At 61.9% G+C, this 21335-nt stretch carries 19 protein-coding genes; 5 read left to right on the forward strand and 14 right to left on the reverse strand.

Translation table 11 applies throughout. The features are described from left to right. Positions 1 to 39: 39 nt before the first annotated feature. Both B0919_RS11240 and B0919_RS11245 read right to left on the reverse strand, forming a co-directional pair. The gene (locus tag B0919_RS11240; RefSeq protein ID WP_078012352.1) at positions 40 to 942 is read right to left on the reverse strand and encodes a manganese catalase family protein; all 903 of its coding nucleotides are present in this window, start codon (positions 940 to 942) and stop codon (positions 40 to 42) included. A 353-nt stretch (positions 943 to 1295) separates the two neighbouring features. Continuing rightward, positions 1296 to 2507: a zinc dependent phospholipase C family protein gene (locus B0919_RS11245; RefSeq protein WP_078012353.1), complete on the reverse strand. Its 1212-nt coding sequence runs from the start codon at positions 2505 to 2507 to the stop codon at positions 1296 to 1298. A gap of 206 nt (positions 2508 to 2713) precedes the next feature. Between B0919_RS11245 and B0919_RS11250 the strand changes: the two genes are divergently transcribed. Then, on the forward strand, positions 2714 to 3751 hold the full coding sequence (locus tag B0919_RS11250) for a hypothetical protein (RefSeq protein WP_078012354.1): 1038 nt from the start codon (positions 2714 to 2716) through the stop codon (positions 3749 to 3751). A gap of 62 nt (positions 3752 to 3813) precedes the next feature. Here the strand turns inward: B0919_RS11250 and B0919_RS11255 are convergent, their stop codons facing one another. The 3 genes from B0919_RS11255 to B0919_RS11265 form a co-directional block, all read right to left on the reverse strand. Continuing rightward, positions 3814 to 4491 carry a hypothetical protein gene (locus B0919_RS11255; protein ID WP_139362067.1) on the reverse strand — a complete coding sequence of 226 codons (678 nt, stop codon included), beginning with the start codon at positions 4489 to 4491 and terminating at the stop codon, positions 3814 to 3816. Between the two features lie 176 nt (positions 4492 to 4667). After that, the gene (locus tag B0919_RS11260; RefSeq protein ID WP_078012356.1) at positions 4668 to 5183 is read right to left on the reverse strand and encodes a CinA family protein; all 516 of its coding nucleotides are present in this window, start codon (positions 5181 to 5183) and stop codon (positions 4668 to 4670) included. 139 nt (positions 5184 to 5322) lie between these two features. Next, positions 5323 to 6618: a metal-dependent hydrolase family protein gene (locus B0919_RS11265; protein ID WP_078012357.1), complete on the reverse strand. Its 1296-nt coding sequence runs from the start codon at positions 6616 to 6618 to the stop codon at positions 5323 to 5325. 153 nt (positions 6619 to 6771) lie between these two features. Between B0919_RS11265 and B0919_RS11270 the strand changes: the two genes are divergently transcribed. Further along, the gene (locus B0919_RS11270) at positions 6772 to 7032 is read left to right on the forward strand and encodes an acyl-CoA-binding protein (RefSeq protein WP_078012358.1); all 261 of its coding nucleotides are present in this window, start codon (positions 6772 to 6774) and stop codon (positions 7030 to 7032) included. Between the two features lie 208 nt (positions 7033 to 7240). Here B0919_RS11270 and B0919_RS11275 read toward each other — a convergent pair whose 3' ends face one another. Continuing rightward, the gene (locus B0919_RS11275; RefSeq protein ID WP_078012359.1) at positions 7241 to 7465 is read right to left on the reverse strand and encodes a CDGSH iron-sulfur domain-containing protein; all 225 of its coding nucleotides are present in this window, start codon (positions 7463 to 7465) and stop codon (positions 7241 to 7243) included. A gap of 87 nt (positions 7466 to 7552) precedes the next feature. Next, positions 7553 to 8074 (reverse strand): GNAT family N-acetyltransferase, encoded by a 522-nt coding sequence (locus B0919_RS11280; RefSeq protein WP_078012360.1) that lies wholly within the window; start codon positions 8072 to 8074, stop codon positions 7553 to 7555. Between the two features lie 144 nt (positions 8075 to 8218). Here B0919_RS11280 and B0919_RS11285 point away from each other — a divergent pair, with 144 nt between their 5' ends. Next, on the forward strand, positions 8219 to 8896 hold the full coding sequence (locus B0919_RS11285) for a DUF6565 domain-containing protein (RefSeq protein ID WP_078012361.1): 678 nt from the start codon (positions 8219 to 8221) through the stop codon (positions 8894 to 8896). 56 nt (positions 8897 to 8952) lie between these two features. Here B0919_RS11285 and B0919_RS11290 read toward each other — a convergent pair whose 3' ends face one another. Further along, positions 8953 to 9438 carry a hypothetical protein gene (locus B0919_RS11290; protein ID WP_078012362.1) on the reverse strand — a complete coding sequence of 162 codons (486 nt, stop codon included), beginning with the start codon at positions 9436 to 9438 and terminating at the stop codon, positions 8953 to 8955. Positions 9439 to 9546: 108 nt separating this feature from the next. On the opposite strand from B0919_RS11290, the gene B0919_RS11295 reads away from it, so the two are divergent. Beyond that, positions 9547 to 10170 (forward strand): deoxynucleoside kinase, encoded by a 624-nt coding sequence (locus tag B0919_RS11295; protein WP_078012363.1) that lies wholly within the window; start codon positions 9547 to 9549, stop codon positions 10168 to 10170. Positions 10171 to 10250: 80 nt separating this feature from the next. On the opposite strand, the gene B0919_RS11300 is transcribed toward B0919_RS11295, so the two are convergent. The 6 genes from B0919_RS11300 to B0919_RS11325 form a co-directional block, all read right to left on the reverse strand. After that, positions 10251 to 10925 (reverse strand): DUF2461 domain-containing protein, encoded by a 675-nt coding sequence (locus B0919_RS11300; protein WP_078012364.1) that lies wholly within the window; start codon positions 10923 to 10925, stop codon positions 10251 to 10253. Positions 10926 to 11069: 144 nt separating this feature from the next. Then, complete coding sequence (locus B0919_RS11305; RefSeq protein WP_176133002.1) at positions 11070 to 11870, reverse strand: DUF547 domain-containing protein; 801 nt, start codon at positions 11868 to 11870, stop codon at positions 11070 to 11072. Between the two features lie 296 nt (positions 11871 to 12166). Then, positions 12167 to 13000, reverse strand: coding sequence for an MOSC domain-containing protein (locus tag B0919_RS11310; protein ID WP_078012366.1), 834 nt, complete (start codon positions 12998 to 13000; stop codon positions 12167 to 12169). A 215-nt stretch (positions 13001 to 13215) separates the two neighbouring features. Beyond that, positions 13216 to 14175 (reverse strand): YitT family protein, encoded by a 960-nt coding sequence (locus B0919_RS11315; RefSeq protein ID WP_078012367.1) that lies wholly within the window; start codon positions 14173 to 14175, stop codon positions 13216 to 13218. 155 nt (positions 14176 to 14330) lie between these two features. Continuing rightward, entirely contained in the window at positions 14331 to 16400 is a 2070-nt protein-coding gene (locus B0919_RS11320; RefSeq protein WP_139362068.1) for a beta strand repeat-containing protein, read from the reverse strand. A gap of 208 nt (positions 16401 to 16608) precedes the next feature. After that, positions 16609 to 18279: a S8 family serine peptidase gene (locus tag B0919_RS11325; protein WP_078012369.1), complete on the reverse strand. Its 1671-nt coding sequence runs from the start codon at positions 18277 to 18279 to the stop codon at positions 16609 to 16611. Positions 18280 to 18551: 272 nt separating this feature from the next. Here B0919_RS11325 and B0919_RS11330 point away from each other — a divergent pair, with 272 nt between their 5' ends. Continuing rightward, positions 18552 to 21218 (forward strand): PIG-L family deacetylase, encoded by a 2667-nt coding sequence (locus tag B0919_RS11330; protein ID WP_078012370.1) that lies wholly within the window; start codon positions 18552 to 18554, stop codon positions 21216 to 21218. Positions 21219 to 21335: the final 117 nt, after the last annotated feature.

Genomic DNA, 21335 nt, shown 5'->3' on the forward strand with positions numbered 1-21335 from the left:
TGACGAGCCCGGGGGACAAACATACGGCTTGGAGCCGGCTCAGAGCTTAATGCCGAGCTTCTTGGCAATGTCCTTGAACATGTCCGGGTCGTAGTCCTCGGCGCCGGGCGAGTTCAGCTGCGGCTCTTCCTCGAGGTCCGGATAAGGTACGCCTTCTACCGAGCCTTTCACCACTTCCAGCGGCTGCCCGTCTTCGGGGTGCGGGCCGTTCCAGATCAAGCCCGCCTGCATGTAATCTTCGTCGCTGAAGGTGTAAAGTTTGCGGTGCAGGCCCTTTTCCTCGTGCTTGCGGGCTTCCTTGAAGGCTTTGTTGCTCAGGTCAGGCACGGGGACCAGCTTGGTTACTTCTACTCCAGTGAGGTACTCCAGGGCGCGGGCGTAAGCCACCACGTGCACCCCGCCCCGAACCAGCAGGTAACCCACCATTTCGCGGGCTGTGGGGTCGGTTACCATTTCGTACACCCGCATTTTGTTGGCGCGGGCCCCGCATTCCAGGAAGAAGTTGTGCAGCAGGTCCAGCTTCAGGTTGCCGGAATTGTGCACGTACTGCCCGGTCCAGGGGTTGCCCATCGAGTCGTAGGGCACGGCCGCTTGGTTGCTGCTCAGGAAGTGGTAGCTGTTGCGCGCGTCCACGGCGCCCTGCAGCGGCCCGGGCTCCGGGTCGTGGCCGCGCTTGGTGGTACCGGTCAGCAGCAGGTTGATAGCGTAGGACACGGCCTCGATGTGGCTGTATTCCTCGGCGGCGATGCTGGCCACCAACTCGTAAAACGGCCGCAGGCGTTTGCGCCCACGGAAGTTAAACGACTGGAAGGTGTAGTTCATGAGCGTCGACATCTCCCCGTACTTGCCACCAAGCAGTTCCTGCACGGCCGCCGCGTCGTTGGGCGAGGCGTTTTTGGGGGTGGGTAGCTCCAGGGCCAGCCGATCAATCCGGTGAATCATAAGGCAGTGGTGTTTGTTTGTGGATGGGCAACGTAGACGAGTGCGTCAACTAGCACTAACGCGGTGCGGGCGGTGCGGTTGCGCAGCTTATCTTAGTAAAAGTCAATAGTTTATCGGGTAATGGCTGAGCTTGTCATAGAATAAGCCAAGTTAACAGAGCCGCACAGGGTGTAGAGCCCATTTTACCTCCGAATCATACTCTGAAGGGGGAGCCCGCTGATTGTTCGGTTTTTTAAGGCGTTGACGCACAAGTCGAAAGGTAGCCAGACTGCGGACCATTTACCAAAAAACAAAGCCGCCCCCGGTGCGGGAGCGGCGTTGGTGGGTAGTGGCGCGGCTAGTGGGCGGATGACTTAGTCACCGAAGGGCGTATTAGCGTCCTTTTTCTTGGCGTCGTCCTTCTTTTTGACCTTCTCCTTTTGCTTGCCGCCGTCTTCCTTTTTCTCCTTGGTTTTCACCTTGGCAGGCTGCGCGGCGTCGGCTTTGGGCGTAGCCTCGGCAGCCGGAGCAGCCGGGGCCGGCGCGGCATCAGCCGCTGAGCCCACGGCGTCCGGGGCGGCTTCGGCTTCCTGTTTCTGCATGGCCAGCAGCAGGTTCTGGTCTACCAGCTCGTTTTTCTTCCAGGCGGCCAGCTGCGCATCGAACTGCTCCTTTTCATCCTTGCTGAGCTTGTTGGGGTGCATCAGCTTGTTCAGGTCGGGGCTGCCGGCATCCTTCCAGGCCGTGTACCACATCGAGGCTACCATGGTAGGCGCCCCCTTCAGGCGGTAGGCCACGTGTCCGCCCACGCCCGAGCTGCCGTTGCCAAAATAGGCCTTGGCAAAGGCATCGGAGTAAGAGCGGCGCGTCTTGCCGTACTTGTGCGAGAAAGTGTACTTTTTCTCGGTGGTGAAGTTCTTGCTGAGGGCAGCTTCAATGTCGAAAGTGGCGCCTAGAAAGCCGTAGGAGTCCTGCACCACCCTCCAAATAGTCGCTTCCGGGTCCTTGACGTACTCGGCTTTCTCGCAGTCGAGCTTGTACTGTGAGATGAACATCTCGGGCAGCTTCGATTCCCACAGCGAGTGGATGCCGTTCTGCTTGGTCAGCTGGCCGTCGTAGTTTTCGGTGGTGTGCAGCGGCACGAAGGCGTCGGCCACGTAGTGGTCCAAGTCGGCCGACAGGGCAATAATGGCGGTGGTGTCGCCTTCCTTGAACGCCTGGGTGAGCTTGTCCTTCACCTCCAGGATGGTCCACGGTACCGTGCCGTATTTCTTCAGGGTGTCGGCCGTGTATTTGGCCACCGCCTTTTCATAGGCCTTCGGCATCAGCCCGAAGGGGTTGTCGCCGAAGTGGTCCATGTCGATGAAGTGCTTGGTTTCCTCGGTGGGGTCGTCGTTGCGGCGCTCATCCGGGGCGGTACTCAGCTTCACCAGCTGGGCCATGTGACGGAAATAGAAGGCCTGCATGCTGCTGGGCAGCGCGTACACGGCTACCTGCGTGATGGTGCGGTGGGCAAAAAAGCCCCAACCGGGCGACAAAACCGGTACCAGCAGCACCAGCAACAAGGAGAGGAAAGCTTTTTTCATGAGCAACGGCCGGAAAGCGGGAGAAAACGTCCCTAAAGTTCGGGAAATTTAAGTCACAGCTGACACCTCAGGCGTGACAAGTAACGGGTTGCAGCGCGTGAAATTCACGAGGGGCGGCAAGCATGCCAGGCGCCTTATCTTCCGCCGACGGTCGGGCCAGACTCGTATTAGCCACGATCTGTCCTGTGCCACCCGTTACCCACCCGATGAACGACAACATTTCCCGCAAAAAGCCTTCGTACCGCATCGGCGCCGGCCTGCGCCACTACCTGCAGCAATACGACCGTGAAACTCGCCTGCCTGTCACTTACGGCGACCTGCTGCGCCACACCGGCTCCTTCCCGCTGCTGGACCGCCAAGGCCAGGATACGCTCTGGGAAACGGTGCACTACGAGCCGCACACCTTGCTGGAGCTCAGCCAGGGCCTGACGGAGGTGTACGCGCGCCTGAAAACCGACGGTGACCTGTCGTTTACCGAGCACCTCATTGCCGACCGCGTCGACTACTGCCGCTTCGGTAACTCCAACCCCTTCCGGGTGCGCATCGTCAACCAGTTCAACGACAACTACGACTACTTCTACGTGAAGCGAGCCGATGCCTCGCGGGTGTACGGGCTGGAACTGGAGCACCTGTTGTCGCCGAACAGCATCAACTTTCTCGTGGCCGGCGACACGCTCATTGAGGAGCACATTGCGGGCATTCCCGGTGACGATTTTATCAAGACGCGCCTCGACCGGCCGCACCTGAACCAGGTGCGCATTGCCAAAGAGTTCGTGAAGTTCAACGAGCGGTGCTTTGCGCGCCTGCTCGGCGACATGCGCTCCTACAACTACGTCATCGACGTGACGCCCGACTTCGAGGATGAGCAGTACCGCGTGCGCGCCATCGACTTCGACCAGCAGAGCTACGAGGGCCACAAGGCCATGTACCTGCCGCAGTATTTTCGCGACAACCGCCCCGTGGTGGACTTGGTGCGGCGGCTGCTTTCGCCCGAAACCATCCGGCAGTACCAAGTGGAAGAACGCGCCCTGATGGCCCGCCGGGCCCGCGCCGAACGTTACCGCCTCAAGGACCTGATCGACTGCATGCGGCAGGAAGAACTCTCGCAGACCGATAAGATTGCCCAGCTCAAAAAGGAGCTGAACCTGCACCACCAAACCCAGGAGTTTGACCGCTGCGACTCCGTGGGCGACCTGGTGCGCCTGAACCTGCGGCTGGTGCTGGGCCGGCCCCGGAATCAATGAAAAAGCCCGGAAGAATGCGACTCTGGTATTCTTCCGGGCTTTGCTCTTTCTGGCTTAGCCTATTAGCGGCTACCCAGGGGGAAGAGCACCCCAATGGACAGCTCCAGGCCACCGGGGCTGATGATGTTCACTAGGTTGCGCATTTCCTGCGAAGGCTGGCCGTAGTAAGCCGTGTTCTTGAACATGACCGGGTCGCCGGTGAAACGGGCACCGTAGCCCACGGTGCCGAGCAAGCCTACGCGGCCGGGCTGCCAGCGCAAGCCGCCGCGTAGGTGCAGCACGCCGCTGGGGGCCATGCTGTACTCGGCTTCTTCGGTACGTGAGCCGTTGGAGTACGACACCCGAACGTTGTCGATCCGGCCCGAGCGGGCCAGGTTGGCGCCGACAAAGCCTGAGACGCGGGCATCGGGCCGGAAGTAATACCGTACACCGACGCCGATTTTGCCCCCAATGCCAATACCCAACCCCGCGTTGATATCAACATTCGGCGAAACCATACGGGCGTATTCCAGGCCCAGGCCGTAAGGTGCGCCCCAGCCGAAGCCCAGGCCCAGGGTATTGAGGGGGTAGAAGGTGGCCAACTTCGGCGCTACGTAAGGGGCAGCTGGAGTAACCGGCGCGGCGGGTGCCGTCGTGGGGTCGGGGCGGGTAGGTAGTTCGGTTTGGGCGGCGGCCGGGCGCCCTATGCATACGGCCAGCCCCAGCGTGGCCCCGATAGAGAGTAAGTAGCGGTGATTCATAACCGTGAGAAAGAGAGGTTTAAGCTAGACCTGTGCACCTCATAGGGTGCAGCAAGCGACGCCTCTGCAAACATCCGGCCGAACTACTAAACTCGTTTACTGAAATTAATGTGCATGGCGCAACAGCCCCGTGGGAGCTGCCGCCTCCATTGGTTTTTTGCCCGCTGGGCGGAAGGCTAACTGCCGTGCACCATGTTGGTCGGGCTGAGCAGGCGGCGGTCCAGCAGCTCCGTAAGCTTGGTGTAGATAAAGTCGGCTGCGGCGTCGCGAAACTTATCGGGTGAGCCTTTCAACACCTCCCGGTATTCGTGGGCGCGTTCCTCCATCATAATGGTGACGAAGATGGTTCCAACGGGCTTATCCGGCGTTTCGGAAGCGCCCGGGCCGAACAGCCCCGTAATGGCGGCGCACACATCGGCCGGCAGGGCTTTGTGTAAGCCTTCCACCATTTCGTTGGCAATCTGCTGGCTTTCAGCTGTGTACTCTTCCAGGGTTTTCTTTTTCACGCCGAGCAGCCGTTGCTTGGCCTCGGCGTGATAAGTCACCACGGAGCCCAGCAATACTTCGCTCACGCCGGTGGCGGGAGCCATTTGAGCCGCCACCCAGCCACAGGTGCAGCTTTCGGCCAGGGCCAGGGTGAGTTTGTGCTGGAGGAATTTCTTGACGAGGGCGTCGACGTCGGCTGGCTTCATGAGCAGGAGGAAAAAGAAACGGCGCGGCGCTTGCGCTTACTCCGCCGACCGGGTCAGGGTTGCGGCAGTTCGCGGCGCAGCCCTTCCTGCTTTGATTCGCCAGCTTGCTTTTGGCACTGCCTACTCGTAGGCGGCCCGGCTAGTCCTGCCGGTACACCGCGCCCTGCTTCATCACGAAGCGCACGCGCTGCATTACTTGGATATCCTGCAGCGGGTCGCCATCCACGGCTACCACATCGGCCAGCTTGCCCGGCTCCAGCGCGCCGAGGTTGGCCGTTTGATCCAGCAACTCGGCCGCGTTCAGGGTAGCCGCGCGCAGCGCCTCCAGCGCCGGCATGCCGGCCTCCACCATGTACTGAAACTCCTTGGCGTTGACGCCGTGGCGGTACACCGAAGCATCGGTACCGAAGGCAATTTTTACCCCAGCCTTGTACGCGCGCCCAAACGTGCCCTGTAGCTTGGGCCCAATGGCCAGGGCCTTGGGCGTTACCAGCGGCGGGTAATATGTGGGGTACTTGGCCGCTGAGTCGGCTACGGATTTGCCGGCCGTGATAGTGGGCACGTACCAGGTGCCGTACTTTTTCATCAGCTTCATAGTCTCGTCGTCCATCAAGGTGCCGTGCTCGATGCTGTTAACGCCCGCCCGGATGGCGCGCTTCATGCCCTCGGCGCCGTGGGCGTGGCAGGCCACGCGCAGGCCCAGGTCGTGGGCAGTTTCCACGGCAGCGGCTATTTCGGCCTCGGTCATCTGCGGGGCCGAGCCGTCCTTGGCCACCGACAGCACCCCGCCGGTGGAGGCAATTTTGATCAGGTCGGCGCCGCGCTTGTACTGCTCGCGCACCGCCTGCCGGGCCTGGTCGGGGCCGTTGGCTACGCCATCGGCGGGGCCGGGCACGCCCATCAGGTCGAGGCGGTAGCCGTTGGTGGGGTCCATGTGCCCGCCGGTGCCGCTGATGGCCTTGCCGGCGGTGAAAATGCGCGGCCCGGCCACCTGCCCGCGGTTGATGGCGTTGCGCAACGACACGTTGACGCCCGAGCCACCCAAGTCGCGCACGGTGGTAAAGCCAGCCAGCAGCGTAGTGCGGGCGTGGGCTTCGGCCGCATAAGCCACGTCGGCAGGGTTCTGCGTGAATTCCTGCAGGAAGCCGTCTTTGCTCGTTTCGCCCTCCAGGTGCACGTGGCAATCAATCAGGCCCGGCAGCACCGTGCGGTTTTTCAGGTCGATGACTTTATCCGCGGCAGCGCCGGGAGTAGCATAGCCGGCCTGCACGGCCAGTACGCGGCCTTTTTCCACCACCACGGTTTGCTCCGCGAGCAGCTTGCCGGCGCGCACGTCGAGCAAGCGGCCGCAGTGCAGGTAAGTTTTTTGGGCCAGGGCCGGCGAGGCCAACGTCAGGCTGGCCAGCAGTGAAAACAAGGTAGTGGAGCGGAGCATAGTCGGGGAGTGGGAAGAGGAGCAGGGAACCAAGCGGAAGTTACGGCGTAAAAGAACGCTGCATGCCTACTAAATGCCCGGCGTTGCGTACCTTACCCGCCGCGGGCATTGCGGTCCGCATTCCATCCCACCTTTCATCATTCCCCGACAGCCATGGCCACTGCCGAAGAGTTCGAACAAGCCGCCCAGCGCGCCCAGCAGCTTCCCAAGAAGCCCGACAACATGACCCTGCTCAAGCTCTATGCGCTTTACAAGCAAGCCTCCGAAGGCGACGTGAGCGGCACCCGGCCCGGTGGCTTCGATTTCAAAGCCATTGCCAAGTACGATGCCTGGGCCGGCCTAAGCGGCAAAGGCCAGGACGAAGCCCGGCAGGAGTACGTGGAGCTGGTAAACGAGCTGTTCCAGCAAGCCTAATCACGGATTTAGACGAATTCGTCGGATTGCACGGATTTCGTGGACGACTGAAAAGCCGAGGCTAACCGCCTCGGCTTCTTCTTTATACCATTAGCTCAGCGAGGTGCTTAGGCGAACAAATACAAACAGCCCGACCGAAGCCGGGCTGTCTAGCGAATTATCGTTCACGAAATCCGTGCAATCCGACCAATCCGTCTAAATCCGTGATTTAGGCTTTCTTGGGCGGCAGATCGAAGGCTACGGCGTTGTGCTCGAAGTGGCCTTTGTGTGAGCCATCGCAGAAGGGTTTGTTGCTGGAGAGGCCGCAGCGGCAGATGCTCACCAGCGTGCGGCCCTGCAGGCCGTAGGCGTTGCCCTGCGGGTCGACAATCTCGAAGTCTTCGCCTTCGATGCGCAGGGAGCCGTTGTTGTTGACGGTGATTTTAGTGGGCATGTATGTGGAGTGATGAGGTGACAGGAAACAAGTAACAGGGAACGGAAAACGGGTGGAGAGACGACAAATGAACAGCCTGTTGCTCCCTTAGCCGTTCAGCTTCTTCCGCATTACGTAGTCGTTCATCCAGTACGGGCCGATGGGAATGTCCTCCTCGCGGTGCTGCTGGAATCCCAGGTGCTGGTAAAAGCCCAGGGCGGGGTTGTGGCGGTTCACGTTCAACTCCAGCCACTGCCCGCCGGCCATGCGCACGGCGCCCTCCACGGCCGATACCAAGCGCTGGCCCAGCTTGCGGCCTTGGTGCGAAGGCAGCACGTACAGCTTGTGCAGCTTGTACACACCGGGCTCCTCCATCCGCTCGCTGTAGGAGGCGTAGCCGGCCGGGTACCCGTCGTAGTGCAGCAGCAAAAAGCGGTGGCCATCGTCCTGCATCTGCCGGGCCAGCGAGGCCGGCGTGTAGATGACGCGGTACATGTAGTCGATCTGCTCCTTGCTGATAATGAAGCGGTAAGTGGGCTCCCAGGTAGCTTCGGCCAGCTCGATAATCACGGGAATATCGGCCGGCGTGGCGGGCTGAACGGCAATGGGCGCAGCTTCGAAATCGGGCATAAGATGCAAGGAGGCTATAATTTCGCGAATTAACGAACGTTCTTCCGGCCCGTATGAAGGTTTGGCCCGAAATTTAAGGTGCCACCCTATTGCCCGGCGTAGCTCGCGCCGCCTGAGCTGCGCCGCCACCCAACCTCTGAACCTATGAAACGCATTGTTTTTTCCGTTGCGACGCTGGCCCTGGCAGCTCTGCTGACGCCCGCGGCCTCGGCCCAAAGCACCACGACCAAAACCACTACGCCTAGCCGCACGTCTTCGACCACTGACCGGGCTATTTCCTCGGTAGAACGCGACTTGGGCGTCTTTCGCGACTGGATCAACACGAAGCTGGACCAGGCCGACGTGGTGACCAAGCGGGAAATGCCGCGCATCAAGGAAGAGTACGAAACGCAAAGCACCCGCATCGACCGGGGTATCGACAGCCTCACGGCCCAAGGCAAGCGTGAGTACGCGGGCCTGAAAAACCGCTATGAAAGCTGGGAAGCCCGTCAGGAGCGCCTCGAAAAGCAGGCCAGCCAGCCCGAAACGGCCCAGCAAACCCAGACGCGCATGCTGGGCGAAAACGTGAACCTAGCTACGGCCCGCGGCTCGGAAATGACCGACCTCTACGGCCGCTTCATCGACTACGTGCGCACCAACCGCAAGAACTGGACGGCCGAAGACTGGGCCCAGGCCTCGGTGGTGCTCACGCGCCTCAACCAGCGCTACGAAAAGGTGCGCGAGCAGATCGGGGTAGAAGACCGACTGCGCGTCCGCTCCTGGCAAGCCGAGTTCCGGACCCTGGAACAGGCCAAGAAAACCAAGGAAGCCATCGGCAGCTAAGCTGCGCCCGTACCGGCTGGCCGCCCCGCTGCACTCCGCGGCGGGGCGGTTTTGCGTTAGGCTACTTTGGGCAGGCGTCCGCCCACCTGGCGCAGCCATTTCCAGGCGGAACCCACGCCGTAATAGGTGCGCAGCGGAATATTTTCCTGAATGCGGTGAATCAGGGCCGCGTTTTCAAACGACACCATCATGTCCTCGTTCATGACGTAGGCGAAGGCGCGCAGGCCGTGGGCTTTGGCCCACGGAATCCATTCGTATTCTACCCAGGCCATGGCTTCGCCCCAGTCGCCGCTGGTACCGCGCTTATCGTTGAGCAGGCCCACGGGGCGCAGCTGCTCATGCCAGGGCAGGGTAGCCTTGGCGACCTGGATGACTTCTTCGGCGGTGAGGTGGCCGTGCCAGCGCACGTAAAGCACCCGTTCCACGGGAAAAAACGACAGCTCGGCGATGAGCCGGCCGAATTCGTCTTTGACTTCTTGAACCAGCTGCGGCGGCGAATGCAGCTTGGCGGTGCGGGCAGTAGGAAGCGGTTGCGGCGTCATATATATAAGATAGTATACCCCGCGACAGAAATCAACCGCGCACCTGCGCAATTCGCTGGCAGGTTTCCCGTATTTTTGTCGGCTTCATTCTGAATTCGCTCCTCGTTCATGCATATCGCCATCGTCGGCAACATCGGCGCCGGTAAGACCACGCTGGCCCACAAGCTGGCCCACCACTTCAACTGGGAAGTGTTTCTGGAAGACGTCGACGACAATCCTTACCTGAAGGATTTCTACGACGACATGCCCCGCTGGGCCTTCCACCTGCAGGTATATTTCCTCAACAGCCGCTTCCGCCAAACGCAGCGCATCAAGCAGTTGCAGCAGGCCAGCAAGGGCGTGGTGCAGGACCGCACCATCTACGAAGACGCCCACATCTTCGCGGCCAACCTGCACGAATCGGGCTTGATGGACCCGCGCGACTTCAACAACTACCGCGCGCTGTTCGACTCGATGATCAGCATGGTGGAGCCGCCCGACCTGCTGCTCTACCTCAAAGCGGACCTGCCCAAGCTCATTCAACAGATTGAGAAGCGCGGCCGCGACTACGAGACGCACATGCGCATCGAGTACCTCAAGAACCTCAACGAGCACTACGAACGGTGGATCAGCAGCTACAACTCGGGCAAGCTGCTCATTGTGGACGTGAACAAGCTTGACTACGTGAGCCACCCCGAGGATCTGGGCGTCATCATCGAAAAAATCCAGGGCACGCTGTTCGGCCTGTTTTAGGAGAAAAGGCAACAAAAAAGAACGTCATTCCGGGCGCAGCCGAGGAATGACGTTCTTTTTTGTTGCCTTGCCAGAGCGGCCTAATCCCCCATCATGGCCTCGTTGAGGAAGTTCACGAGGGGCTGCGCGGCCTGCCAGGCGCTGATAACGCGGTCGGGGAAATCGGCGCGCAGCACTTCCTTGTCGGGGAAGGGGCGCCACACAAAGAAGCTCTTTAGCCGCAGCCACTCGATGTCGGGGTCGGCGCGGTCGTAGCCCTTGGGCGCGGTGCGCAGGCTCTGGCTCATGTCGAGGCCGCTGGGAAACTCGCGCAGCAGCTCCGGAGCCTGCCGCAGGGCGTGGAACGCGTCGGCGTTGTAGTGGATTTCCTGCCGGACGCGGGCCAGTTGCTGCGGTTCGGGCTGCCAGCGGCCGGCCCCCACGTAGGTTTCGCCACCCGGCTCTATGGCCACGAAGTAGCCCGCCCACGGGCTTTGGCGGCCGTCGCGCTTGAGGCCGGCGCCCATGTGGCGCTTATACGGCTCGTCGCTCTGCTGGAACCGGTCGTTTTTATTGATGCGGTACATCACGTCGGAAGGCGTGAGGGCCAGCAAGGCGGGCTCAAATTGCTGGGCGCGCTGCAGCAGGTCGGCTACGAAGGCTGTGTAGGTTTTGCGGGCGCGCTGGTAGTCGGCGCGGTGGGCGTCCATCCACGGCTTGTTGTTGTTTTGGCCGAGTTGGCGCAGAAAATCGAGCAGGGGGGCAAGGTCAGCCACGGGTAGTACGGTAGATGCGGGTGTAAACGTAACACCGGTACGCAAGCTCCATCTCGTGGGGTTGGTCCAATTAGCTCAAACGGCCCCTCGCAGTGATGTGCGAGGGGCCGTTTGGGTAACTTTTCCAGCCTGCAAAACATGGTTTTAGCGGCCGTGCTGGTGCGCCATGATGCCGTTGACGCTTGTATCGTTGAGCGTCCAGTCGTAGGGGAGGTACTGCACGGTGGCCGTGGCGGCAATGGGCGCTTTGGCAAACCGGTTCAAAAAAGCAATCAGCTCAGCGGTTTCGCCGAATTCAGTAGCGTGCCAGTCAAACAGGCTGGAAACCTGCACCGCGTCAGCCGTGAGGTGGTTGCGCTGCTTGTCGTTGACGAAGCGGCGGGTTTGTTCGTTGAGCTGCGCATCGAGACGGGAGCCGTCGTAGGCTTCCGGAAGCAGCGTGGGGCTGGACAGCGCGGCGCAGTGCAGGGCCACAAAGCGGCGCGGGTCGTGGGGAAGCAGCTGGGGCAGGATTTCGCGCTCTATCTGGTTGAGGGAGTACACCTTGCCGCCCACGTTGACTTCGGGCGCGTCCCACACCGGGCGGTAGCCGCTCACCGTCTTCACTTTGATGTCGCTCAGGCGCAGCACGGGGTAGTACTGCACAGCCAGGTTCAGCGTGTAAGCGTTGTACACGTTCAGCCAGAAAGCCGCGGATTGCGGGCGGGTCCAGTCGGCAGCAGGCGTGGTGTGGCGCAGCGCCTGCAGATACCCGCGCAGCTGGTCGTCGTGCTCGGCCAGGTCGGCGTAATTAATGCGGCCATCGGGCTGAACCGTGCGCTTCAGCAACTCGTCCCAGGGCCGCTGAAGCTGCTCCAGCGAGTGGTTGTCGGCGCGGGCGCTGGTAGCGGTCAGCAAGGCAACCCAGAGCAGGAGTTGCGACCAGAAGGGGTTGTTGCGGAACATGCGTAGGTGTGGGGGCAGAGAACAGCACGAAGCCATTAACTACAGGCTTGATGCTTTTCTCTCAGGAGCTTGGAAACTCAAAATTAATGATTGCATAATATTTAGATGCTATTGTTATAAAATTTTCTTGAACAAAAATAGGACGAAATTAAAAGGTGCAATGGTTGGCTGCTCTGCTACCTGAGTCCGCTGGTGGAGTAGACGATTAAATCATCTGTGTGTGCCAAGAGAAGCAGCTCCGCCGCTCCTGGTGAAAGAAGCAACGGGCTGTCAGATCATAGCCGCGAAGCTAGGCTTTAGTGCAGCGGGTGCTGACTTAGTACTTCGGCCGGGGCGCCTACGTGGAGCAGGCCGCTGGCCGGGCCCACCACGTTCATGCCGAACATCACCTTGTTGCCCACGGTGCGGTAGCTGGCCAGGGTGTGCAAGGGTTCAGGGCTGCGTTGCGCGGTTTGCTGGTCGGTGGTGGTGAGTACGCAGCGGGCGCAGGGCCGAATGCCCTGAAACGTCAGCTCGCCGAGGCGGAACTCCTGCCAGGTGTCCTCGGCGTAGGCCTCAGTGCCGGCCACCACCAGGTTGGGCCGGAAGCGGTTCATGGGCACCGGGCCGGTGGGCAGGCGCTGGTTCAGGTCGTCCAGCGAAGCTTGCCCGATGAGCAGGTACGGGAAGGCATCGGCAAAGCTGACCAGGCCGGGCGCTGCGCCGCCGTCGGCTTCGCGCAGGGCGGCTTCGGGCATGTGCACCAGCCGTACGGGTTGGCCCAGGGCTTCGGTCAGCCATTCGTCGTGTTCCTGAAGGCCGCGGTAGGCGAATACCATGTCGTCCCAGATGGTAACGAACTGCGTACCCTTGTGCTCGGCTGCGAAAGGCACCAGTAGCGGCCGCAGCTCAGGCCGTTGGATGTGGCGGATAATGAACCCGTTGTGGGCGTACTCCAGGTGCAGCAGCGCCATCTGCGGCTGGGTGCGCTGCGTCAGGAACTGTCCGCGCTGGTCCACTACCAGCCAGCGGCGGTCGTGGCGCAGGCCGCGGGGCGTTAGCTCGGCTTCGGGCACGCGCAGGCCGCCGAGCGACTTGACGGGGTAGAGGTAAAGATCGGTAAGCGTAGGCGAGGCAAGAGCAGAAGACATAAGACGAAGGTACAGCTTGCGCGGCTGTGGAAAAGCGGGCAAGTCGCGTCTTCGGAGCTCGGCAGTAGCCGGGGCAGATGGTCGGGGCAGAGGGAATGAGCTTGCTCCCAAACCGAGCGAGGCTGAACGGTCTAAGTATCAGCCGGTTCGTGCCCGTCGTCAGCGGCGTGTTCGGCCCCAACGACGGGCACTTCAACTGTCCTGATGAGCGGACGCTAATGCAGCGGCCGCTTTTTGATCAGCCCGCCCTTGGTGTCTTTGATGCTGTGCATGATGATGAAGGCCTGGTGGTCGATGGCTTCTACCTCGCTCCGGAGCCGGGTGACTTCCAAGCGCGTGACGGCGGTAAACACAATGTCGAGGCCTTCCTGCTGGTGCCCGTGCCCGCCGTAGCCGGTGCGACCGGCGTAGATGGTCACGCCGTGCCCGAGCTGCTCGGTAATCATGCGCCGAATGGCGTCGCTGCGCTTGGAAATAATGGTGACACCGGTGTATTCCTCCAGGCCGTCAATCATGAAATCGACCGTTTTGGAGGCCGAAAGGTAGGCCAGCAGCGAGTACAGGGCCGTTTCGACGGACAGAATCCAGGCTGCGGCCAGAAAAATGACGACGTTGATGAGCAGAATCACGTCGCCCACGCTCAGCGGGCTTTTGCGGCTGGCAAAAACGGAGAGAATTTCGGTGCCGTCGAGCACGCCGCCGCCGCGGATAGTGAGGCCGATGCCCGCGCCGAGGAAAAAGCCTCCAAAGACGGAAATCAGCAGCTTATCGTGGGTGAGAACCGGGAACGAGACGAAGTAGAGCACGATGGCCAGCCCCAGAATGGCCAGGATGGAGCGCACCGCCACCACGCGGTCGAGGTGGAAGTAGGCCAGCAGCAGAAACGGCGCGTTGATAATCACGATGAGCACCGAGAGCGGCCAACCCGTTACGTGTGCCGTGAGCAGGGAAATGCCCGTTACGCCGCCGTCGATGAAGTCATTGGGCAGCAGGAAGCCTTTCAGCCCCAGCGCTGCCGAAAAAATGCCCGCTATCATCAGTGCTGCGTTGACCAGTTGCCGCCGCAGCAGCCGCCAGGCTTGCGGCCACAAGGAGCCGTTTGACCCCGTCGGCGGTAAGCCTTCGGCGTTCTGGTTACGCAAGATGCTACGGATGATGAGTTGCTGAATCAGCATGCGGAAAATAAGGATGGTACTGTGGTAAGTACGCACAAATACCCCGCCGCGCCCAGTTAAATCCTTTTAATTGACGCAAATAATAGCGGAGCTGGGATGTTGATTAAAACACCCCGGCTCCGCTGACCGGTTAACTATGAGTGGGTTAGTCGGCCTTAGATTCCAGTGCGGATGATGATCCAGTTCGTCCCGTCCGATATAGCCGTGACGACCTTGGACGAGCCAGTGGCATTCATGTCGAAGGTGCTGCCAGCGCTGATGGTGGTCGTGCCGTCGACAATCTGGCCGCTGGTCACGCTGAGCCTAGCCACGGTGTTGCTGCTGTTATTGCGCAGGTAGTAGACTCGCCCCGTGCAGGAATTGGCATTAGGCAGCAGGTAATGCTGGTTGCTGGTGCTGGTGGGGGCCAGGCCGTAGTAGCCGGCGCCTTTGTTCGTCAGGTTGGGCGCGCCCTGGTCCAGGCCGTTGGCGGCGCCGCCGGGGCCGCTGCCGCCGCCGTAGCCGGTCTGCACGCCCACGGCAAAGGTGCCGTTTACTTGCAGGCTGCTACTAGGCGCCGTCACGCCAATACCCACCCGGATGCCGTCGTTGGTGCCGGGCAAGCCGCCAAGAACCATCGAGTGTCCCTGGGTGACCGAGGCGTTGGAGCCGATGGCGTACGCGTTGTAGAGGCCGTTGGCGGCATTGGCGCTGCTGCCCAGCAGGATGTTGTTGTCGTTGGAGCGCATGTCGTAGCCCGCTCCACTCCCGATGACCACGTTGCTGCCGCCCGTGAACGTGCCGGCGTTGCTGAGGGCGTCGAACCCGATGGCAATGTTGTTGGAACCGGTGCTGTTTGCCCCGGTCATGAAGGCGTCCGCGCCCAGCACCGTGTTGTTGATGCCCGAGGAGTTATTGGCGCCCGCTAGGTAACCAATGTAGGTATTGGTGGAGCCCACACTCTTCTCGCCTGCCCGGAACCCCAGAAAGACGGCCCCATTGGCGCTGCCACTCGGGTTGTTGAAGCTGACGCCCGCGTTGAAGCCCAGAATCAGCGACTGGCTGGCGGCGGTATTGGTGCCAAACGACGCCCGCCCGTTGGCGAATAGCCGGAAGGCCTCGGCCCCGTTGCGCTTGAAGACGACGTCCTCGTTGTTGGTGCTGCCGATGAAATTGTTGCCGTTGATAGCGTTGCCGTTCAGGTCCCAGCCGCTGCTGGCGGGCGTGGCCCAGGTGTTGTCGCCGCGCAGGAAGGTGGTGCTGCTGGCCGTGCCCGAGGCGCTCAGCTCGGCAATGCCGATGGCGTCATCGGCCACTTTGGCGTTGGTTACGGCGTTATCGGCTAGCTTGGCCGTGCCAATAGCACCGGTGCCTACCGTAGGGTTTGGGTAAGAGCCCGCCAAGTCGCCGCCGGCCGCGCCGGTGGGGGCGCCGCCACCGCTCGGAATGGCCTGGGTGCTCAGGTCACCGTTGGCGGCGGCCACCACCATGCGGCTGCCAGTGCCGGTCAGGTCGCGTACGCGCATGCTGCCGTTCACGTCGAGGCGGGCGGTGGGGTCGTTGGTGCTGACGCCCACGTTGCCGCCGGGCTTCAGAAAGAGGCGGTTGTCGGCCACGCCGCTTTCCGCGAAGTTCAGCCCGTTGCTGGTGCCGTTGGTAGGCAGGCCCAGGTGCCAGCGGTTGGTGCCGCCGCTGTTGCGCAGCTGCACGGCGTCGTTCGAGGTATTGCCCTGCACGGTCAGCGGCAGGTTGGCCGTGGTGCCGCCGATGCCCACGTTGCCGGTACCAGAGAAGGTCAGATCATTGCCGTCCAGGGGGACGCTGGTATCGGCCGTGAGGGCGGTGCCACCCAGGCGTACGGTGGTGGTGCTGCCGCTGGTGGTGGTGCTCAGGCCCGCGCCGGCCGCCACGGTGGTCGTGGTCGGGTTCAGGTACACCCAGGCGGCCGGGTTGCCGGCGTAGTACCAGAAGCCCGTCTGGGTGCCGCCGCTAGGGGTACCGTCGGTCTGGTACACCATCAGGCCCTGGGGCGGGTTGGTAATAGCCGTGCGCTGGGCCTGCGTCAGGCGCGGAATCAGCAGGCCGCGGTCGGTGGCTGATACGTCAAGGGCGGCTTTGGCATCGGGAGTGCCGGCCGAGCCAATGCGCACGCCTCCGGTCTGCGCCAGGGCGGCCGGACCCGACAGCAATACAACGGTAAGGACAGCGGGGCTGAACAGAGAAAAACAACGTAAGGATCTGGTCATAGAGTAAGAAGGCAACAATGTGACGCTAAAGGTAAGGGCGCCCGGTAATTAATTACTGTATTAGTTATATATTATGATCAACAGATAATTGATGGCCGCAACGAATTTCCTGTCCGCTGGCCTGGGACATTGCTTAGAAAGAGCCTAAAAACAAGACAGCCCCCAACGCGGGGCGTTGGGGGCTGCTGCAATACAAAGTCGGAGCCGGCTACTTGCCCGAGGCCGAGCCGCCGCCGGCGTTGCTGCCGGTAGCCGGGCCCTGCTGAGCCAGCTGCACGGCGCGGTAGAGGTTAATCACGCCGCCGGTGCTCGACAGCGTCGCAAAATCCACTGTCTTGTTCGCTTCGCCGGGCTTGAGCACCTTGGTGTGCACCGGCTCAGCCGACTGCATCAGGATGCGTTTCAGGTCGGCGCCGGTTAGCTGCGGGAAATACGACTTGAGCACGGCCGCTGCGCCGGCCACCGTGGGCGCGGCCATGCTGGTGCCGCTCTCGTTGCCGTATTTGCTGCCCGGCAGGGTGTTGTAGATGGCCACGCCCGGCGCGAAAACGTCGACGCGCTTGCCGTAGTTGGAGAAGTCGGCGGCCAGATGGTCGTCGTTCTTGCTGGCCGAAGCACCCACCGTCAGCACGTTCGGGTAAGCCGCTTTAGCCCCTTCAGCCAGCGCGGCCGGGTAGTGGTCGATGAGGTCGATGTTGTTCGACTCGTTGCCGGCCGCGTGCACCAGCAGTACGCCTTTGGAGCCGGCGTAGCGGATGGCGTCCTCCACGGCCTTGCGCTGGGGCGAGTAGTACTTGCCGAAGCTCATGTTGATGACGGAGGCGCCGTTGTCCACCGCGTAGCGGATGGCGTTGGCCACGTCCTTGTCGTGCTCGTCGCCGTTAGGCACGGCCCGCACCATCATCACGCGCACCGGCGCATCGGCCACGCCCAGCACACCGAGGTTGTTGCGGCGGTCGGCGGCGATGATGCCCGACACGTGGGTACCGTGCGTGGGGTCGGGGCCCATCACGTCGGCGTTGCCGTAGTTGCGCTGGGCCACGTTGTTTTCGTCGTCCTGCACGATTTCCGCCCGCGGGTTATAGCTCAGGTTCAGCGAGTACTCCACGCGCTTTTTGGCGTCGGCGGCGGCATCCTTCATCTGCGTCACCACCGATTCCATGTCCGGCGAGCCGGAGGCCAGCAGGCTCTGGTAGAGCTGGCCGGTAATCTGCAGCACGCCCGGGTTGGTGGTGTTGGGCTTGCGCAGCACGGCTGTATCGAGGCGCTGCACGCCCAGGGCCTGCTTGAGCTGCTCGGTAATGCCGGCCAGCTGCTCGCTGAGCGGGCCGTATTCCTGGGCCTGCTCCGTGTCTTCCTTCACCTTCTTCTCGTAGTCCTTCTTCACGCGCTGGTACAGGTCGTACTCGGCCTGCTTGGCCTTGGGCACGGCCGTGCGCACCTTGCCCTCGTAGAGCGGCTTGAGCCGGGCCATCAGGCGCGTCTCCTCGTAGGTGTCGGTGTCCACGTTGCGGCCGTCCTTGCCGCCGATGAAGTTCCAGCCGTAGATGTCGTCCACGTAGCCGTTGTTGTCGTCGTCCTTGCCGTTGCCGGGAATTTCCTTGGGATTGTGCCAGAGCACGCGCTTCAGGTCGGCGTGGGTGGTGTCGATACCGGAATCAATAACGGCCACCAGCACGGGCGCGGGCGTGCGGCCCTTCAGCAGCTCGGTGTAGGTGCGGTCGACGCTGATGCCCATAACCTTGTTGGTCTTGGGGTCGAGCATGGTCCACTGCTCCGGTACGGGCGCGGCTGGGGCCGCCGTGCCTTGGGCAAACGAAGCGGCGGGCAACAGCGCGAGGCCCAGCACAGGCAGCCAGGGACGAAAAGAATTGCGCATGGGCAAAAAGAAAGTCTGAGTGGAAATGCGGCGCAGGCAACTATTGCGCCGGAAGATAGGCCACTGACGCGCGTCGGGTGTCGGGTGTTGCCGCGCGGCAGGGTTTTATGTCGTCTGGGCTAACGAGACGGGCGGCCCGACTTGTTCCACTTTATCGGCGAAAAGCAATATAGCAGTGGCCGCTTGCGGGGCATATCCGCTGCAACCCACGGTAAACATCTTAGCCTTTTGCCGGTCTACCTTTACGCCCCGCGTTTCTACATCGGTCCCGAATGTCCCTGACCCGTCGCCTCGTCCGCGCCGCCCTGCCGGCCTTCCTCGCTCTGCATTCCTCCTTCTTCCTGAGCGAAGCCCAGGCCCAGGCGCCCAAAACCTACTCGTCCTCGGAAATCCTGCTGGGCCTCAAGAAGCTCAACGTGCTCGGCTCGGTGCTCTACATCGCCGCCCACCCCGACGACGAAAACACCCGCCTGATAGCCTACATGGCCAACGGCCGCCTCGTGGAAACCGGCTACTTCAGCTGCACTCGCGGCGACGGCGGCCAGAACCTCATCGGTCCCGAGCTGCGCGAGCAGCTGGGCGTCATCCGCACCCAGGAGCTGCTGGCCGCCCGCCGCATCGACGGCGGCCGGCAGTTCTTCTCCCGTGCCAACGACTTCGGCTTCAGCAAGACCCCCGACGAGACGTTCAAAATCTGGGACAAGGAGCAGGTGCTGGCCGACATGGTCTGGGTCATCCGCCAGCGCCGCCCCGACGTGCTCATCACCCGCTTCCCGCCCGACGCCCGCGCCGGCCACGGCCACCACACCGCCTCGGCCATCCTCGCCGCCGAAGCCTTCGACGCCGCCGGCGACCCGAAACGCTTCCCCGAGCAGCTCCAGTACGTGCAGCCCTGGCAGCCCAAGCGCCTGCTCTGGAACACCGGCTCCTTCTTCGTGAAGCCCGGCGAAAACATGGACGGCTACCTCAAAATCGACGCCGGCGGCTACAACGCCCTGCTCGGCCAGAGCTACGGCGAAATTGCCGCCCGCAGCCGCTCCCAGCACCGCAGCCAGGGCTTCGGCTCGGCCGCCCAGCGCGGCGAGGCACTGGAGTACCTGCAGCTGGTGAAAGGGGAGAAGGCCACGAAAGACCCGCTCGAAGGCGTGGATATGACTTGGAAGAAGCTAGGGCTGGACGGCCTGAAAATCCAGAAGGAAATCGACGCAATTATTAATTCCTACAACCCTTCGCAGCCTACTGCTAGTCTCAGTAGTCTATTCGAGCTACATGAATCCTTGGTCAGTTTTCGGCTACAAAGCTTACGAAAGGTGCAGGGGCATGTAAAAGATATACCAGAGGTAGATTTCTGGGTCAACCAAAAGCTGGAGGATGTCGGGCAGCTCATAAAAGCTTGCTCAGGTATCTATGTAGAAGCTACGGTGGCCCAAAGCGCCGCGACTGTATCGGACCCGCTCACCGTGACGATAGATGTTACGAACCGGTCGGGGGCGCCCATCACCTTGTTGGAATCAGGCGTTGAGAACAGAAATAAATCAATTGGTGACCCGATGCTGGTTGATGGTGCGTCCATCCGCTATACCCATACACAAGCAGCGGTAGCGCCCGACATAGCCCAGAAGCTGATTCGTGCTGGTCGCGAGTATCCAAAGGACTCACTGACCACGTATCTGCACATCACTTCTCAGCCGTACTGGTTGGTGGATAAACCAACCGAAGGCATGTATAAGGTGCCAGACCAGGCGCAACGCGGCACTCCCCAAAACGCAGCGTTTGCGGAGGTAAAGGTCTGGGTGCTGCTTGGGACTAATAAGAAGCCGCTGTATATGGGGAAATCGGAAGTCTTACGGACTATTCATTTTAGCGTCCCCGTCCAATACAAGCGCACTGACCCCGCCCTGGGCGAACTATATCAACCCCTGACCGTGGTGCCGCCCGTGGCCGTCAACGTCGTCGGCCGGGCCTACGTCTTCGCCGATAACCAGCCCAAGACCGTCCCCGTGACCCTGAAAGCCGGCCGTGCCAATGCCAAGGGCTCGGTGGCCCTGCAGGTGCCCGCCGGCTGGAAAGTGGAGCCCGCCAGCATCGACTTCACTATTGCCAACAAGGACGAAGAGCGCACCGTCAGCTTCCAGGTCGCACCCCAGGGCAACCAGGAAAGCACCGGTCAGCTGCGCGCCGTGGCCACGCTTGACGGCCAGCCGTACGCGCGCGGCATCCAGCAGATCAACTACCCGCACATCCCCATCCAGACGCTCTTCCCCGAGGCCGTGGCCCCGCTGGTCAAGCTCGATCTGAAGCGCCGCAAGCAGGAAATCGGCTACCTCATGGGCGCCGGCGACGAAGTGCCCGACGCCCTGCGCCAGCTCGGCTACCGCGTCACGATGCTCAAGCCCGAAGACCTGCACGCCGAATTCCTCAAGCGCTTCGACGCCGTAGTGCTCGGCGTGCGCGCCTACAACACCGTCGACCGCCTTAAATTCCAGCAGAAAGAGTTGCTCGAATACGTCGAAAAGGGCGGCAACCTGGTAGTGCAGTACACCGTGAACCGCGGCACCGTGCTGCCCGAAATCGGCCCGTACCCGATGCAGCTGTCCAATGACCGCGTCACGGTGGAAGATGCCCCCGTGACCATCACCCGGCCCCAGCACCCGCTGATGTCGGCCCCGAACAAGATTACCCCCGAGGACTTCAAAGGCTGGGTGCAGGAGCAGGGCCTGTACTACCCCAGCTCCTGGGACCCAAAGTACCAGACCGTCATCAGCAGCCAGGACCCCGGCGAACAGCCCAAGCAGTCGGCCATCCTCGTCACCGACTACGGCAAGGGCCACTACATCTATACCGGCCTTTCGTTCTTCCGCGAGTTGCCCGCCGGCGTGCCCGGCGCCTACCGCCTCATCACCAACATGATCGAGCTGGGCAAAGACAAGGCGAATTAGGAAGAGGGCAGGGCAGGAGGGTAAGAGGGTGTGAGGGTAAGAGTTGACAAAACCGGGAACAGCACAGCAGACAAGAACGACAAACTCCCCTCCTCAGATGAGAAGGGGACGCGGCCG

It is taken from the genome of Hymenobacter sp. CRA2 (assembly GCF_002007105.1).
In the GTDB taxonomy this organism is placed as follows: Bacteria; Bacteroidota; Bacteroidia; order Cytophagales; family Hymenobacteraceae; genus Solirubrum.